Genomic DNA, 17,070 nt, shown 5'->3' with positions numbered 1-17,070 from the left:
TGAAAATATGGGAACTATATTATTAAATTCATCACAGTTAAATCAATATGCAAAACAAGTAAGCCAATTATTAACTGAGCTAAAAAGTATGCAAACTGATATAAAGGCAAGTGTAAATGAACTAGATAGTAGCTCCACAGGGAAATCTGCAAAACATGCATCTGATGTTATGTTTGATTGTTATGGCAAGGGGCAAAAGGTCAGTGCAGGAATAACAGAAATCAGTGCTATAGTAAGTAATGCAGTGAGTTTATTTACAGAACTAGATTCTAGGGTAGGAAATAATATGGCGCAAATATATACAGACCCAGAACATGCAAAAGCGTTTTTTAGTAGTCAGCAGGCAAATGTGAAAAATGAAGTGAAAAGTGATTTCGTGGAACTGGGGAAAAAAGCAAAGGATACAGAAAGTGATACGTTTAAGAGGGAAGAGCCTAAGTCACTTTGGGATAATGTTAGTGAATTCTTTGGAAATCCTAAGGTTCAGGCAGTGCTCACAGTCGCGGGAGGGCTACTAGTACTTGCTGGAGGTGGAGGATTCTTTGCTGCAGTGATAGGAGTGGCTTTGTTGGTACATGGACTTTCAGATGTTTATGAAAATTTTGTAAGTAAGGATAAATTTAATCCTCTAAGAGATGTGGGCTATAAATATGCAATGCAAATGTCTGAAGGTAAGGAAGTTAGTGATGGAGATGTAAAAAACTTTTATGGTGGTGTAGAAAGCACACTTTCAGCTATATCTATTTTTGCAAATCCAAAAGGTATTGTATCAGCAATTAAAAATGTACCAGAGGCTATAAATGGTATAAAAAATATTGCTTCGGATGGAATTACGCTAGAAAAGGCTGGGAAAGTAGTAGGGTCGGGTTTAAGTTACTATTGGAAAAATCTTGCCAATGATGCTAAAGTTACTGAGTTTCCCAAAGGTTTGAAGGCAGTGGCAAAGGCAAATTATATTTCTATGGCAAAAGAAGTAAAAGACAGCGTCGGGTATGTTTATGGGGAAGTTAAAGGTGGAAACAATGTAAAAGCAGCAATTAAATTTGGCTATGATTATTGGGAGATTCCAGAAAGGTCAGAAAAACTTGGACAGGCAATTAGACCAGCATCACTTTTGAGTGATCTATCAACCTGGAATCCAACAAAACAATTTTTCTCAAATTATGGAGCAAATTAACTAAAAACATTCTAGTTTCTCTTAAAATATACAAACAAGGAAGGGGTGAAATTATGGACAGAAGGGAATTTAATTTAGAGAATATAAAATATTGGGCAAAAAATCCAATAGAAATGATAAAAGGACAATCGAAGATTGCTACTAAGGAAAAAGTACCAAACTGGACGGTTTTGATTATGTATGTTTATTCCATAATAAGTTATAGTATATATTTATATACTATTAGATTTGTTAAATCATCTAAAATAGGCGATAATCAGGAATCACTTATAATTCAAATCGGTGTTATTTTGTTTTTTAGCGCTATGACATATGGCTTTTTTGGAGTAATTGCATCGACATTAATAAGAATTGGTGTTATAAATACAGATAAAAAAACTATATTGAATAGAATTAAAAATTCCATAACAATGCTAGTAATATTATTCGGATCAGTGAGCTCTTTAACAGGGCAAAAAGTATTGGTTGAAATATGTATTGTATTGGTAATAGTTATTAATATAATGTTTCTAATAATAGATAATATTTTAAAGAAAAAATAGAAAAAATTTGGATGTAAAAAAGATTATTTGGTAGATTAGGAGTTATGACAAATAATAAGTTGGGGTGAATATATGGAGATTCAAGTTGATAAAAAAATAAAATATATGAATGAGGGAGTTAACCTAAATTTAATTGGAAAATATGAAACTGCTATGAAATATTTTTATAAAGTCCTAGCTATTGATAAAGAAAATTTTGAAGCTTATGTGAATATTGGATTTTCACTATCACAAATTGGTAAATTGGATGAAGCTATTACATCTTATGATAAGGCTTTGAGTTATAATCCATCAAATGAAATTGTTTTAAATGAAAAAGGTAATATATTATTCAAACAAGAAAAGTTTGATGAAGCAATAAAATATTATAATAGAGCAATATTTAGAAATAATACACTTGTAATAGCTTATTTCAATAAAGGACTAGCCTTAGAACAAATGAATAATGATAAAGAAGCTTTAAGATGCTATGACTTAGCTATACTTACTGATGGAAAGTATATTGATGCATATTATTCAAAGGCCAGAATTGAGGAAAAAATATTAAAATATGATGAAGCAATTGAAACTTATAACAAGGTCATCCAACTAAAGCCAGATGAGTATACTACATATTTATATATAGCCGGTATTTATAATAAAATGGGAAAGTATGAGCGCGCTTTAAATTATGCCGAGAAGGTAATAGAACTTATACCAGATAAATCAGAAGGTTATATTTCAAAGGGTATGATATTGAATAGTTATGGAAAGTACAATGAAGCATTGATTTGTATTGATAAAGCAATAAAATTTGATATTGATAATCCAGAAATATATTGTCATAAAGGAAATGTATATAAAAATCTAGAAAAATATGAAAATTCAATAATGCAATACGACAAAGCAATAGATTTAAATAAAGATTATTTTAAAGCATATGTCTTAAAAGGTGAACTATTAATGAGTTTAAAAAAGTATAAAGAGGCAGCTGGATGTTACAAATTTTTAATGCAAAATGATGAATCTATGGTTTACTCTTCTTATGCGAAAGCACCTTACAATTTATTTATTGCTTACAAATATTTATTGGATATTCAAGGAACAAAAGAAGCTTGTGAACAGGGAATTGTTTATTATAATAAATTAATATCTGCATTCCGGATAATACCAGAATTTTATGTAATTGAAGCAGATTTTCTTCAATACTTAGGAGAAAAACTACAAGCAGAAGAATATTATGATTATGCTATAGATATAGATACAGAATATGCAGAGTGGTATTATCGTCGTGCTAAATTTTATATACATGAAGAAAGAATTAATGAAGCATTAAGAGACATAAAAAAATGTATAGAAATTGACAATAAGTATAAAGAGAAAATTGAAGCTGATAAAGTAATTAATTGCACAAAAGAAAAATGAAATTTAATAAAAGTATAGATTCAAAAATATAAAATTTGCTTAGAATATGGGTGAGGTATTTATGAATAAAAATGAAGTCGATATAAAATTAAAATACATGAAAATGGGTTATAATTTGAATCTTATAGAGAAGTTTAACGGGGCGATTAAATATTTTCAAAAAGTATTACTACTTGATGAAAATAATTTTGGGGCACTAATAAATATAGCTGCATCATTTATTAGATTAAAAAAGTTGGATGAAGCATTAGAATATTTCAACATGGCACTTAAGGTTAACCCTAAAGATGACTTTGTATTAAGTGAAAAGGGAAATATAATGTTTTCCAAAGGCAGATATAAGGATGCTATAAAGTTGTATGAAGAGGTAATAAATATTAATAAGAATTACAAGACATCATATTACAATAAGGCATTGTCATATGAAAAAATGAAGGAATATAGTAATGCAATAAAAGGTTATGCTGAACTTATAGAGGTGGACAACAAGTATTTTGATGCATATTATTCAAAAGCAAGAGTGGAAGAGAATATAGGATTGTATAAAGATGCCATAGACACTTATAAGAATCTAGCAAAAGTAAGGGAAGATGATGTGGAGCCTTACTTAAAAATAGCGCAGGTTTATAACAAAATAGGATTTTATAAACATGCACTAGAGTATTTAGACATGGTTATAAAAATTAGTCCTGAACTTTCAATCGGATATTTAAACAAGGCAGTAATACTACATACATGTGAAGAAGATGAGGAAGCAATAAAGTGGTTTGATAAAGCGATTATAGTAGAGGATGATAACCCAGGTATATATGTTAGAAAGGGACAATCATATAATAGCTTAAATGAATATGAAAAAGCATTGGAATGTTATGGTTTAGCTATACAAATTAAAAATGATTTTTTCAAGGCCTACATATTTAAAGGTGAACTTCTAATAAGCCAAAAGAGATACAAAGAAGCAGCTGAATGTTATGATTTACTCTTGAAAAAGGATAAGTCAAAACAGTATTCTAGCCTGGCAAGAGCACCATACAATTTAGCAATAGCTTATAAATATTTAGAAGACAATAAAAATCTAAAAACAGCCTGTGAAAGTGGTCTGGAATATTATGATCAATTGATAGAAATGTCAGAAGAAAATCCAGAGTTTTATGCCTTAAAGGGAGAACTTTATATGTTTTTAGGAAATATTGTAGAGGCAGAAAAAGCATATGATTATGCGCTAAAATTGGATTCAGACTACGCAGAAGGATATTACCTAAGAGCTAAATTTTATTTACTTAACAATAGTGAAGATAAGGCTATAGCTAGCATAAAACAATGTATAAAAAGTGATAATGGTTTTAAGTTAAAGATAGAAAAAGATGAACTGCTAGGAAAACTTATATATTAAATATTATATTTCAAAAGAGGTGTAAAGTATGGATATTACGGATATTTCTTTAGCTCAAGGACAAGCTAAACAAGATGCTACAATCAAAGTAGATACAGATAAGCTTAATAAATTAGCAGCAAAATTCAAAGCTCTTAGTATTAAATCAACAGATATATCGAGTAAATTAAATGGAATTGTAAGTAGCATTGATGCTAATTGGGATGGTAGTGCGGCAGATGCATTTAACGGAAAGTACAATAATTGGAAAAACACAATAACCAGTTATACAACTAATTTAAGTAGTGCAGCTACCGAACTAAGTAAAGCGGTAAGTACACTAAAAAGTGCTGATGAATCTTAAAAGGGATTAAGAGGGGTGAGAAGTTATGTACGAGATAAAGATGCAATCAGATGTAGTTCAGCAAGTAGCAAATAATTTTTTAAATGAATCACAAGAAATAACTGATATGTTAAATAGAATAAATGGATACGTTAATGAACTAAGTACTTCATGGGTAGGAGATTCAAAAAATAAATTTGTGGAAGAATTGAATTCCCAGACAGTAAATAATTTAAATGCCTACGTAGAACACTTTTCAAAACTAGGTAATAGCTTAGCTCAAATAGTGGCAATGTTTCAACAAACAGATGCAAGTGATGGGTCTTCTCCGTTATCAATCGGTGCTATTCTAAAGGCGTAAGGAAGTTGGAATAGATGAATGAACTAGAGATAATAAATTTAAAATAGCTTATGAGCAATAATTAAGTCTATTTGTTACGTTTACATAGAGAAAATAAAATATGAAGTTTTATTGGATTTGATTTTTAAATATATAAAGTGGTAAAAGGTATTTGTGATGAGCAAGACAATGACAGGATATGTACAATTACTTGCACAGATATTCACAGAGTTAAAACAACAAGCAACAAAATTCAGAAACACAGAATCAAATTACTAATAGTTAATTGATATTAATAGAGTTGTTAGTATCTTTGATGGTTAGAAATCGTTATCCAGTGACAAGCATTATGATAGGGATGCTTGTCATAGGATAACAATGAAACAAATGATGAAGCCATTGAAATGGCTTCATTTTTTCAAATATTAAGAAAAAGTAGGGATGATATTAATGTCAGATCAAATAATATAAATGCTATGGTTCAGAGAATAAATGGATATAAGAGTATTTTATGGAACTACCCAAGAAAAGTTTATGTAGGATTTAGTAACAGATACAATAACTAATATAAGTAAGTATGCAGATCATTTTCAGAAAATAAATAAAGCATTAGGCTATAAATGGTATAAAAAATATCGATTCTGACAGAATCACCCTAGAAAAAGCACCTAATGCAGCAAAGTCGGGTTTAAATTATTATTCGAAAATCTTGCTAATGATATTAAATTGACTGAATGCCTAGCAGGTTTGAAGGCAGTGGGAAAGGCAAATTAGCTAAGGAAAATATTTTCGATACGGCTAAAATATACAAATAAGAAAGAGGTAAAATTATGGATAGAAGGGAATTTAATTTAGAAAATATAAAATACTGGTCAAAAAAGCCATTTGAGATGTTAAAAGGACAATCGCAGATTCCTACAGAGGAAAAAGTACCAAACTGGACATTTTTGATTATGTATGTATATTGTATAATAATTTTTACTGCATATTTATTTATTTGTAGATTTATTAACACAGGTCAAATAGGTGCTAAAAAGGAATCTCCAATAATTATAATTCTAATTATTTTGTTCTTTGCGGTTATGACATATGCATTTGGCGGAGTAATTGTAGCGACACTAATAAGAATAGGAGTTATTAATACAGATAAAAAAACTATATTGAATAAAACTAAAAACACTATAATAATTACAGCAATATTAATTGCATCAATGAGTCTTTTTTTAGGGCAAATGTTATTGGTTAGAATATTTGTTGTACTGGCAATTGTTATTAGTATAATGTTTCTAATAATAGAGAATATTTTAGAGAAAAAATAGAAAAGTTTGGATATAAAAAACATTTGGTAGATTAGGTGTTATGACAAATAATAAGTCTAATGATAGATTTAGATACGAGCTATAACATAAAAATAAACAATAATGTTGTAATCATAAATAGTCGAGTTTTATCAGTTTAATAACGAAAACTTAATCTATTGGACTAAGGATCCATTAATGACAATAAGGGGTCAATTTAGATTTAAGAATTGTGAAAAGTCACCATATTAGACAATGATACCAATGATAGTTTACACAACTGTAATATATATTCTTAGTAATTTAATGGTTGGTTTTATAGTTAGAAGTATTTCAGGTGGATATTTAAATATAATATTAAAAATTAGACATTAGGGGATAAAAAATGAATGAAGAAATGAAAAAAAAGATAAAAGATGAAGTAAAGAAAAATTATATAGAATCACTAAAAGTTGTTGGGTTAAGCTTAGTAGGTATTATTGCGCTTATAATAATAGGATTTGTAGCATTACCAATGGATGCTGCAAGTATTTTCGCAGGCATACTATTTGTTGTTTGGTTTATTTTTATTATTGTATACAGCATAAAAAATAGAAAAAGAGTAAATGCAATGAATAAAGAGATGGAAGAAAAATATAATTCAGGTGAGATAACATTAGAGGAATATAACGAATTTATAAAAACTGAATCAAAGGCCAAAAACTTTATTTATATTATTTTAATTATAATATTCGGGATTAAGCTACTAGGACAATTATTGAAATAAAAATAAGCAATAAAACGAGGCCAAAACATGGAAAACAATAAGGAAAGAAGATTAACAGCAAAAGAATTAAAAAAAATGAGAATAAAAGCAACACAATCCAATCCATTATATGCAGTAATTGCTCTTATAATATTTTGGCCATATGGTTTGTTTAATATGTGGAAAAATTCAGTATTTAATCTGGTAGCAAGGATTTTAATATCAATAGTTTTATTTATATTAGTTAGCTTATTGATATTAAGCTATATTGGTGCCAACAGTTAATATAGATGTATGAATGGAAAGATGCAGGGGATACAATAACCGGATACGGTACAAATGTAAAATAATCCGGTGAATACTGTGGGTTAGCAAACTTATATTGATTTGAATCCACCAAAGGCACTTTATAAAAAAGATTAAATCTCGATAATTAAGTGAAACATTCTTTAGCAAATGTGACAATTTACAGCAGTAAGGTGGAGAAAAGGAGGTTATTATTATGGATATTCCAGCAATGTCAATGATTAGTAGTCAGTCAAATGTAGCTACTTCAGCAAGTATTGATTTGACTAAGATGGCAATTGATACTCAAACACAGTCAGGACAAAATATAGCAGAAATGTTATCTCAGCCTCAAGATCCTAACATAGGAACAACTTTAGATGCAAGAGCATAAGTCATCATGAAAGAAATAAGAAGGTTCGGATATTTTAACCAGATATTTGAACCTTTTTATTATTTGAAGGATTTTAAATGTGCATAACGAATTATAATAAGTGGGAAAATAAATATGTTAATGGAGGTAGATGAATATGTCTACATCAATAATTATAGTTTTGATTCTTACATTGATCATATACATTGTGTCAGCATTGTCATATTCAGTGAGAATAGTAGGAGTTAAAACTGGAAGAATTGCTATTTCAGCTTCTATATTTAGCATATTCTCGCTGTCATCAAGAACGGCCACAACTTTTCAGGAACCCTTACTTGCTAAGGTAATTGAAAAAAGCTTAAACATAGGTAGTACTCAAGGAGTAGAATTCAGTTTTAGATTGGTGCTTGCATTTTCAACTGCTGGAACAATTATAGGCGCAATTTTAATGCCTACCTTTATTAAATTATTTAGTAAAGCTGTGGAATCTTTTAGTATTTATAGGTCAGTGCCCAAACTTATAATTCACAGTTTCTCAAAATCAGGTATAGAACAATTTAAAAGCAGTCTAGCAAAACCTAAGAGGCAAAATATAGCACAGCTTAAAAGTCTTCATAGGATGCCTAAAAAAATAATTTTATTTAATATAATTGCATGTTCTATATCTTCGGTTGGGGTATTAGCTTCACTTTATTCTGGACTCACACATCCTGAATTTAGAACTACATGCAGTACATTGGCACCAATAATAAATGGTATTGCAACAATACTGCTGACAATATTTATAGACCCTTATACATCAATGCTTACAGATGATGTAATAAGAGGGGAATGCAGTGAACTTCAGTTCAATAGGTGTATAATATTTATAGTATTTGGACTTATACTAGGTACTATTTTAGCACAGTTTTTACTGAAACCAGCAGCTTATATAATTGGAATTATAGCAAAAATAATATAATCGCTTTGGAGGAAAACTTATGAAAAAATTTGCATTTATTTCGGACTTTGATGGAACACTTACAGAAAGAGATTTCTATAAAATCATTACAGATGAGTATTTAAAAGAAGAAACTAAAGAAATGTATAAAGATTGGAAAAACAAAAAGATTAAAGATGTGGAATATTTAGGGTATGTTTTTGGAAACATAAAAAGAACTGAAAAAGAAATTTATGATGATATAATGAAGATCAAACTTGATCATTTTGCTGCTGAATTTATAAAGAACATAGAGGCAAATGGTGGGGATTTCATTATAGTAAGTGCAGGAACGGGTTATTATATAGATAAGGTACTTAAAAATAATCAAATACAAGATGTTGAAGTCTATACTAACAAAGGTATATTTAAAGATAATGGTATACACTTTGTGCTAGATAAAAATGATGAATTCTATTCCGAGATTTATGGAATTGATAAAATGAAGATAGTAAAAAAATTAAAAAACAAATATGACAAAATTTTTTATGCAGGAGACAGTGAACCGGATTTAAAGGCAGCACTTTTAGCGGATATTGTATTTGCTAAAGGTAAACTCATAGATTTTTTGAAACAGGAAAACAAGGAGTTTATAGAGTTTAATGATTTCAGCGATATTTGGAAAAAACTTAAAACCATGGGCGAATTGGAGGACTAATTTATAAATCAGTTTCCACAAATTTGTGATTGAATGATAGGGGGAAAATTATGATTGAAGTAACTCATAAAATATCTATTCCATCAATACTTGAAGTTGGAAAGGGTAATATAGGTAATTTAGGCCAATTAATAAAAAAAGGTATGTTCAAAAAAATAGCTATATATTTTGGTGAAGGCATATATGAATTATTTGGTGAGATAATAGAAAAATCAGTAAGAGAAGCTGGAATAGAGATTTCTAATGTTGCGGCTGTTACTAATATAGATTTTCAGGAAGTGGCTGTCAAGGCATTTGAAATTCCAAACGATGTGGAAGCTTTAATTGGAGTTGGTGGAGGAAAGGCAATAGATGTGGTAAAATATATGAGCTTTTTAAGAAAACTACCTTTTATAAGTATTCCTACATCTACTTCAAATGATGGGTTTTCAAGTGCTGGAGCATCTTTAACCTTAAATGGTAGAAGGATGTCCATTCCGGCTAAAACACCTTACGGTATAATAGTTGATATTGATGTTATAAAAGGGGCACCCGAGAAATTCATATATTCAGGTGTGGGAGATTTAGTTTCCAATATTACTGCAATTTATGATTGGAAATTTGAAGAGGATAATAACAAGACCACTGTAGATGATTTTGCAGTTATGATTTCAAAGAAGGCTGTAAATAGTTTTGTTAGGACAGAATTTAAGTCTATAAGAGATGATTTATTTTTAAAGGAACTTGTAGATTCACTTACAATGAATGGTATTGCCATGGAGATAGCAGGAAATAGTTCACCGGCAAGTGGTTCCGAACATTTAATATCCCATGCTTTAGATAAGTTTCTTGAAAACCCGGAACTACATGGAGTTCAGGTTGGAATTGCAACTTATATTATGGCAAATGTTCAGCAACATAGAGTTAGTAGAATCACTAAAATACTAAGTAGTACCGGATTTTTTGATTATGTCAGCACTCTAAAGATGAAAAAAAGTGATTTTAAGAAAGCTGTGGAGATGGCAAAAGATATTAAACCTAATAGGTATACTTATATTCATATAGATAAGAATATAGAGCTTGCCAAAAAAATAATAGATGAAAATGAAATTCTCAGCAAAATACTTATTTAAGGAGGGCATTCATTGATTAGAATACTTGCAGTAACAAAAGATTTAGAGCTAAATTGTGATTTAACTTTAGAGGAAGTGGAAAATGAAGACACCTTATGGTATTGGATTGACTTTAATGGGCCAACAGAAACGGAAACAAAAATTTTAGAAAGCCATTTTAAATTTCACCCACTGGCAATAGAGGATTGCATTAGTAATACTAATAGTCCTAAGTTTGATCATTATATAGATTATAATTTCTTTATTTTAAATTCATTAGACATGGAAAGGCTTCATTCTGAAGAAGTGTCACTTTTTGTTAGTGATAAATATGTAGTGTCCTATCATGAATCTTCAACAGGAGTAATTGATGCTGCCTGGGATAAAGTTAAAATTGGTGAAAAAAACTGGACAAAAGGTACTGCATATGTGGCACATCAAATAATGGACAAGATAGTCGACAACTTTTTTCCAGCAGCATATAGGCTTGAAGATAAATTGGATAACATAGAAATGAATGAAGAGGAAGATTCTGTTTATAACCTAATAGATAGGTTGTTTAAAATACGAAAGGATTTGTTAAGACTTAGAAAAATAATAAATTCTATGCGTGATTTATTATATCGTATAATAAACTCTGAAAAACTTGAAGATTTTAATGAACATAAAATGTACTTTTCAGATATACATGATCATCTTTTAAAGCTTTCAACCATGGTAGATTCTAGCAGAGAAATGACTTCGGATATTAGGGATAATTATTTATCTAGGAACTCTGCGAAACTTAATAGAAACACCATGGTTTTAACAGTTGTCACCACCATATTTAATCCTTTAACATTTATTGTTGGAGTATATGGAATGAATTTTGTGTTTATCCCAGAACTGAATTTTAGGTACGGGTATTTTATAGTGATGGCAGTGATGGCAATTATAGCTTTATTAATGTATAGAGGGTTCAAGCGAAATGGGTGGATGGATTTTTAATAGTAATGCTCATATTTAATATGATGTTCTAACTTTCAACTAACCCCTTAATTGTTGATGCACCAGCAGTAAAAAATGCTAATGCAAACAGTAACAATATGCCTATATCAGGAAGCACATCAGCTAACCCTTTGTTATTTAGAATAACGCCTGTAAGCCCTTCAATTGCCCAGCTTTGTGGCACAAAATAGGAAATGTTTTTAAGCAGATTTGGGAAATATTCTATTGGTACATAGGACCCCCCAATTATACAGCTTATATTGATTACCATTTGGCATACTAGAGGAGCATTGTTAGCTGATTTTATAATTCTACATAGAAGAACCCCCAGTCCAAGTACTACCAATATTAAGGATGTAAACAATGCGAATAGTGCAAGATATGAAGTGCCCCAACTCAAATGGAAAAATAATGAGGTGGTCCCTACCATAAGTAATACTTGTATCCAACCAACTATTAAAAAGGCTAATACTATTGAAGAGAGGATTACTCCCTTCTTGTTAGGAGTTCCAAGACTTCTCTTTAAAGTGCCATCATCTTTTCTTCCCAATATTTCATAAACAATAAATATTACGGTGAACATCATAAAGCTGACACATAAATTAGTAGAAATTTGGCTACCTAGTGTGTTTGTTTTATCTCTTGTTATTATCTTAGAAGTAGCAGTTATTTTCTGTAAATCTGAGTTTTTAAGTAATTCAGTGGTAATGTTTTTATAGGTTGGAATTTCTCTTTGTAAACTTGAATTTATTTGTTTTGAAATCAAATTTTCATTTATAAAAGTATTAATTTTACTGTCTGTAGTAATATTTGAATTATCACTGCTTAATTTTAAAACTTTTAAATTGGGGGAGACTCCATTTTTTAAGCTTTCGGAAAAATCATCAGGTATTACTACAGCTTCTGCCACTGAATTATGCTCAACACTGTATTCAGCATCACTTTCATTCATAGCACTGGTATAAAAATCAGGAGCAGTTTTAAATTGATTTATTAAAGCATTGCCCATAGTTCCTTTATCATTATTTACAAAATCAATATATATTGTGTTATCACTACTATTGATTCCAGAGCCAATGGTTAGAAAGGCCACAAGACACATAACTACAGTTGGCATAATTAGAGTCATTAATATAACACTTCTTTTAGAAATCATTCTTTTAAGATGTAGCAGAGTAAGTCTTAAAATTTGCATTAGTAATCCTCCTAATCTGTATATTTATATTTTGCAGCACCAAGTGAAATGATTGCAACACTCAAAATTAATATTATGACAAGAACATTCCCTAGGGATAAAAATGTATCCCCCATCATATTGCTAGAATAAAGATCTTTTAACCAGTAATTAAATGTAAAATGGGAAGCTACTCTCATAAAACCGGGAACATTCTGGGATGGATAAAATCCACCAGAAATCGACGTCATTAATAATATAATAAAAGAAAATAATCCTCCCATTACAGTAGTATTTTTGAATAAACTAATTAGTATTGCTGTAATGGATGTTATTAAAAGTGCGTGAATAAATACAATAGGAATCATGGAGTAAGGACTACCGTAGTTTACCCCTATAAAAATACTAGAAACGGTTATAAAACACAAAACTTGAATTATGGATATTGTAAAAGTTCCAAGTAATTTGCCAAAATAAAAAGATAGTCGATTTGTTGCTGTGGAATATATGCGGTTTAAGGTTCCTCGTTCTCCTTCTATTAATATACTGATTGCTTGGCTAAGAGCCATAAAAATACTAAACATTATCAGCATGTTTGAAGCGAATTCTTGGCTTGAATCAAGAACTTTAGCTTTAGCAAGGGGCGTTATGGTTAAATAACTTCGATTTAAATCAGCATCTATTACTGGAAGGATATCATTAAATATTTTTTGCGTAAGATCTGGATTCTTGGTGTTATTTAATATAACACTATAGACTTTATTGTTCATATTAAGGTAAGAACAATAAGCATTTACAATATCATAAACAATATCGCCATTTACTCCAGCAGAAGGTGATTTAAGTACTTCAATTGATACTGGTTTACCATTACCAATATTTTTTGAAAAGTCAGCAGGAACAACTATAGCCGAGCTGTAAGTTCCATCAATTAGAGAGCTATTTATATTACCTTTACTGGAAAGTGTTTTAAGGTTCACAACCTTTTTAAGTTTTTCCTCTGTAAATATATTTTCTAAAGGTTTTGACATAGCGGTTTTATCAAGATCTATATAGGCTACAGTGAACTTTGTAAGTGTTCTGTTAGGATCCAATATATTTTTATAAATAGAGCCATACATTAATGCGATTAAAAAAGGTGCAACTAAAAATACAAATATATGAATTTTAATATCAACTAAAAATTGTCTTAACGAATTTATAAAAATAGCAATAGTTTTCATCAGTTACCTCCTCATCTAAATTAATCTCTTAAGCTTTTACCCGTTAAGGTTAAAAAAACAGTTTCAAGACTGGGAACTTTTACATTTATATTTTCTATCTTTGCATTGTTCCCAATTAGTACATCCATAATGTCCTGAAGATTTGTTTTTGATTCTTTCATAGCAATTGTAAGAATTCCAGCATTATAATTAATTCCGCTTACATCCTTAATAGTATTTAATTTCATTCCTATTTCGCTAGTATAATGAGTTAGCTTTATCTCAGCAGTTTCTTCGTTGGATACCATTCTTTTTATTTCACTTTGTGATCCACTGGCAATAACTTTTCCTTCATCTATTATCATAAGTTTGCCGCATAGAGATTCTACTTCTTCCATATAGTGGCTTGTATATATTACAGTAGTTCCATACTCTTTATTTAAATTTCTAGTAAACTCTAAAATATGATTTCTAGATTGAGGGTCAATGCCCACAGTTGGCTCATCCATTATAAGGAGTCTTGGGTGATGCATAAAAGCAGCGGCTATATTAATTCTTCTCTTCATTCCACCAGAATAATTTTTGATTTTGTCTTTTGCTCTGTCTTTTAAACCTGTGATTTCTAGAGCTTCATCTATTCGTGTTTTAAGAAGTGCACCTTTTAAACCATAAAGGGTACCCCAAAACTTTAGATTGTTTATTGCACTTAAGTTTTCATAAAGAGCAATATCTTGAGGTACTATGCCAAGGTTTTTCTTGGCTAAAATAGCCTCTTTCTTTAGGGAATGACCATCTATTGCTATTTCACCTTGATCTGGTTTTACAAGATCACCTATCATTGAAATTACAGTGGATTTACCTGCGCCGTTAGGACCCAGTAATCCAAAGATTTCTCCTTCCTCAATGGAAAGGCTTATATTATCTACAGCTAATTTATCATCATAACGTTTTGTTATATTATTTAATTCTAATATTGACATGTAAATTTACCCCCTTAAAATTATGCCTTCATTACTATTAATAACTTTAAATTTATTATATATAAAATCCAATTATTATAACATGGAGCTAGGTCATAATTTTAAAAAAAAAACATGACCTAAGTCATGTTTTCACTTTAAAGTATTCTATTTTAAGTTTTATCGAAATTTTTCAAAATAATTATGCATCAATCTGTTTCTTATTGTTGCCGCTAGCATGTGATCTAAGAGTAGCTTCAATCTCTTCAAGAGAACGATTACGTGTTTCAAATACCTTAGAGCTAACAAACCATATTGAAATAAAGCAAAGGAGACCATAACCTATAAATAAACTACCAGTTCCAAACCAATTAAGTAATGGAAGAAATGTTAATGATACAAGCATGTTAGCGCTCCAATTAATCACACTACCTAATGAGTTGCCTAAACCACGAATATTTAGAGGGAAGACTTCACCAATCATTACCCACATTACAGGTCCCCAAGTAGCTGAAAAGAAAGCAATATAGATGGTTAATGCGATAACACAAATAATTGAAGCAGCTAGTGAGCCATGAGAGAACTTCATTGAAAAACTCATAACTAGTAAGGAAGTTCCCATTCCAATAGCTCCATAAATCAACATCTTTTTACGATCAACTTTATCCATGATCATGACAGCTACAACAGTAACAATAACGTTAAAAATTCCAATTCCTATGTGTGCAAGTAAAGCAGCTTGAACACCAAATCCTACATCAGTAAAGATGGTTGGCGCATAGTAAAGAACTGTATTGCAACCCATAATTTGTTGAAAAATAGCTAGACCAACAGCAATAACTAATGATGGACGCACAAATTCACCAAATAATTCTTTAATTCCGCCGCTTTTAATTTCAGCTTGTTTCTTAATTTGCATAAGTTCATCATTAACAGCACTTTCATTATATTTATTCATTTGTGCTAGGACATCTCGCGCCTTATCAAGTTGACCATCTTTAACTAAGAAACGAGGACTTTCTGGTAATACAAGACCTCCCATGAAAAGGATTGCAGCTGGAATAGCAGCAAAACCAAGCATCCAACGCCAACCCATATATAGACTGGAAAAACTATAGTTAGTTATATAGGCTAATAAAATACCACTCATTACCATCAATTGGAATAGGCTTGACACAGACCCACGTTTTTCTGCAGGTGATACTTCAGCTAAGTATGTTGGAATTAGAGCAGAGCAAGCACCTACTGCCATGCCAAGAATAATACGTGATAAAATCAATGTTGAAAAAGTTGAAGAAAATGCTGATCCAAGTGCACCAACAAAGAAAATAACTGATGATAGTAAGATTAATTTTTTACGTCCGTATTTATCAGACATTGGCCCAATAATTGCAGCCCCAAGAACAGCACCTAGTAGTACAGCGCTAACGACCCAGCCTTGTTGCCATGAACCAAGGTTCATTTGTTTTTTAATAAACAGAATTGCACCTGAAATAACTCCAGTATCATAACCAAACAAAAGGCCACTAAGTGCACCGAAACCATAGATTAAAGAATTGTTGATTTTTCCCCTCATTAAGCCATCCCCCATTTTATTTAATTTAACAACAGACATTAAACGTTTTCATATTTATTAAAAAATTCCTCATGAGTTATTTTAATAAAGTTAGTATAACACTTGAAAAAAACTTTTTCAATGGACTTTATAAAATAGGTTGAAAAACTTTTTGTTTAGAATTATACTGATAGCATAAATAAATATTAGGGGTGATAATAATATTTTAACAATATTCATTATGTAATCGTTACCTAAACTACAACTAGTTCGTAGCATAAAATAAAAACCTGAAAATCAACTTATTATAAGAGAAGTAGGAGGATGAAAGTATGAAATTATTTATTGATACAGCAAATGTAGAAGAAATAAAAGAAGCTAATGATATGGGGGTAATATGTGGAGTTACTACTAATCCGTCTTTAATTGCTAGAGAAGGAAGAGACTTTAAAGAAGTGATAAAAGAAATTGCATCTATTGTGGATGGACCTATAAGTGGGGAAGTAATTGCCCTTGATGCTGAAGGAATGATAAAAGAAGGCAGAGTTATAGCAAAAATTCATAAAAACATGATAGTAAAAATACC

19 protein-coding genes are annotated in these 17,070 nt (G+C 30.3%); 15 read left to right on the top strand and 4 right to left on the bottom strand.

Annotated elements, in window-relative coordinates:
• Positions 1–7 precede the first annotated feature (7 nt).
• The 14 genes from BR66_RS0107670 to corA all read left to right on the top strand — a co-directional run bounded on the left by BR66_RS0107670 (position 8) and on the right by corA (position 11,594).
• Positions 8–1,177, top strand: a complete 1,170-nt coding sequence (locus BR66_RS0107670) for a hypothetical protein (protein WP_026882393.1) — start codon at positions 8–10, stop codon at positions 1,175–1,177.
• A 53-nt stretch (positions 1,178–1,230) separates the two neighbouring features.
• On the top strand, positions 1,231–1,719 hold the full coding sequence (locus BR66_RS0107665; protein ID WP_026882392.1) for a hypothetical protein: 489 nt from the start codon (positions 1,231–1,233) through the stop codon (positions 1,717–1,719).
• Between the two features lie 72 nt (positions 1,720–1,791).
• Positions 1,792–3,123 (top strand): tetratricopeptide repeat protein, encoded by a 1,332-nt coding sequence (locus BR66_RS23380; protein WP_051624141.1) that lies wholly within the window; start codon positions 1,792–1,794, stop codon positions 3,121–3,123.
• 61 nt (positions 3,124–3,184) lie between these two features.
• Complete coding sequence (locus BR66_RS23375) at positions 3,185–4,516, top strand: tetratricopeptide repeat protein (protein WP_084156396.1); 1,332 nt, start codon at positions 3,185–3,187, stop codon at positions 4,514–4,516.
• Between the two features lie 28 nt (positions 4,517–4,544).
• Positions 4,545–4,859 (top strand): WXG100 family type VII secretion target, encoded by a 315-nt coding sequence (locus BR66_RS0107650; RefSeq protein ID WP_026882391.1) that lies wholly within the window; start codon positions 4,545–4,547, stop codon positions 4,857–4,859.
• A 25-nt stretch (positions 4,860–4,884) separates the two neighbouring features.
• Positions 4,885–5,199, top strand: a complete 315-nt coding sequence (locus BR66_RS0107645) for a WXG100 family type VII secretion target (protein ID WP_026882390.1) — start codon at positions 4,885–4,887, stop codon at positions 5,197–5,199.
• A gap of 809 nt (positions 5,200–6,008) precedes the next feature.
• Positions 6,009–6,497, top strand: a complete 489-nt coding sequence (locus BR66_RS0107635) for a hypothetical protein (protein WP_026882389.1) — start codon at positions 6,009–6,011, stop codon at positions 6,495–6,497.
• Between the two features lie 364 nt (positions 6,498–6,861).
• The gene (locus BR66_RS0107630) at positions 6,862–7,242 is read left to right on the top strand and encodes a hypothetical protein (protein WP_026882388.1); all 381 of its coding nucleotides are present in this window, start codon (positions 6,862–6,864) and stop codon (positions 7,240–7,242) included.
• Between the two features lie 27 nt (positions 7,243–7,269).
• Entirely contained in the window at positions 7,270–7,506 is a 237-nt protein-coding gene (locus tag BR66_RS0107625; RefSeq protein WP_026882387.1) for a hypothetical protein, read from the top strand.
• Positions 7,507–7,723: 217 nt separating this feature from the next.
• Positions 7,724–7,900, top strand: a complete 177-nt coding sequence (locus BR66_RS25135; RefSeq protein ID WP_084156394.1) for a YjfB family protein — start codon at positions 7,724–7,726, stop codon at positions 7,898–7,900.
• 136 nt (positions 7,901–8,036) lie between these two features.
• Complete coding sequence (locus BR66_RS0107615) at positions 8,037–8,840, top strand: lipid II flippase Amj family protein (protein ID WP_026882386.1); 804 nt, start codon at positions 8,037–8,039, stop codon at positions 8,838–8,840.
• Positions 8,841–8,859: 19 nt separating this feature from the next.
• On the top strand, positions 8,860–9,516 hold the full coding sequence (locus BR66_RS0107610; RefSeq protein ID WP_026882385.1) for an MtnX-like HAD-IB family phosphatase: 657 nt from the start codon (positions 8,860–8,862) through the stop codon (positions 9,514–9,516).
• A 50-nt stretch (positions 9,517–9,566) separates the two neighbouring features.
• On the top strand, positions 9,567–10,628 hold the full coding sequence (locus BR66_RS0107605; RefSeq protein WP_026882384.1) for an iron-containing alcohol dehydrogenase family protein: 1,062 nt from the start codon (positions 9,567–9,569) through the stop codon (positions 10,626–10,628).
• A gap of 12 nt (positions 10,629–10,640) precedes the next feature.
• Positions 10,641–11,594, top strand: a complete 954-nt coding sequence (gene corA, locus BR66_RS0107600; protein ID WP_026882383.1) for a magnesium/cobalt transporter CorA — start codon at positions 10,641–10,643, stop codon at positions 11,592–11,594.
• A gap of 28 nt (positions 11,595–11,622) precedes the next feature.
• Here corA and BR66_RS0107595 read toward each other — a convergent pair whose 3' ends face one another.
• The 4 genes from BR66_RS0107595 to BR66_RS0107580 form a co-directional block, all read right to left on the bottom strand.
• Positions 11,623–12,789: an ABC transporter permease gene (locus tag BR66_RS0107595; RefSeq protein WP_026882382.1), complete on the bottom strand. Its 1,167-nt coding sequence runs from the start codon at positions 12,787–12,789 to the stop codon at positions 11,623–11,625.
• A gap of 11 nt (positions 12,790–12,800) precedes the next feature.
• Positions 12,801–13,991, bottom strand: a complete 1,191-nt coding sequence (locus BR66_RS0107590) for an ABC transporter permease (protein ID WP_026882381.1) — start codon at positions 13,989–13,991, stop codon at positions 12,801–12,803.
• 20 nt (positions 13,992–14,011) lie between these two features.
• Entirely contained in the window at positions 14,012–14,950 is a 939-nt protein-coding gene (locus tag BR66_RS0107585) for an ABC transporter ATP-binding protein (RefSeq protein WP_026882380.1), read from the bottom strand.
• A gap of 181 nt (positions 14,951–15,131) precedes the next feature.
• The gene (locus BR66_RS0107580) at positions 15,132–16,544 is read right to left on the bottom strand and encodes a sugar porter family MFS transporter (protein ID WP_242841130.1); all 1,413 of its coding nucleotides are present in this window, start codon (positions 16,542–16,544) and stop codon (positions 15,132–15,134) included.
• 272 nt (positions 16,545–16,816) lie between these two features.
• Here BR66_RS0107580 and BR66_RS0107575 point away from each other — a divergent pair.
• On the top strand, positions 16,817–17,070 hold a 254-nt coding region (locus BR66_RS0107575), incomplete at its 3' end, for a transaldolase family protein (RefSeq protein ID WP_026882378.1).

It is taken from the genome of Clostridium akagii DSM 12554 (genome assembly GCF_000686725.1).
Taxonomy (GTDB): domain Bacteria; phylum Bacillota; class Clostridia; order Clostridiales; family Clostridiaceae; genus Clostridium_I; species Clostridium_I akagii.
This window is presented reverse-complemented; position numbering and strand designations above follow the sequence as displayed.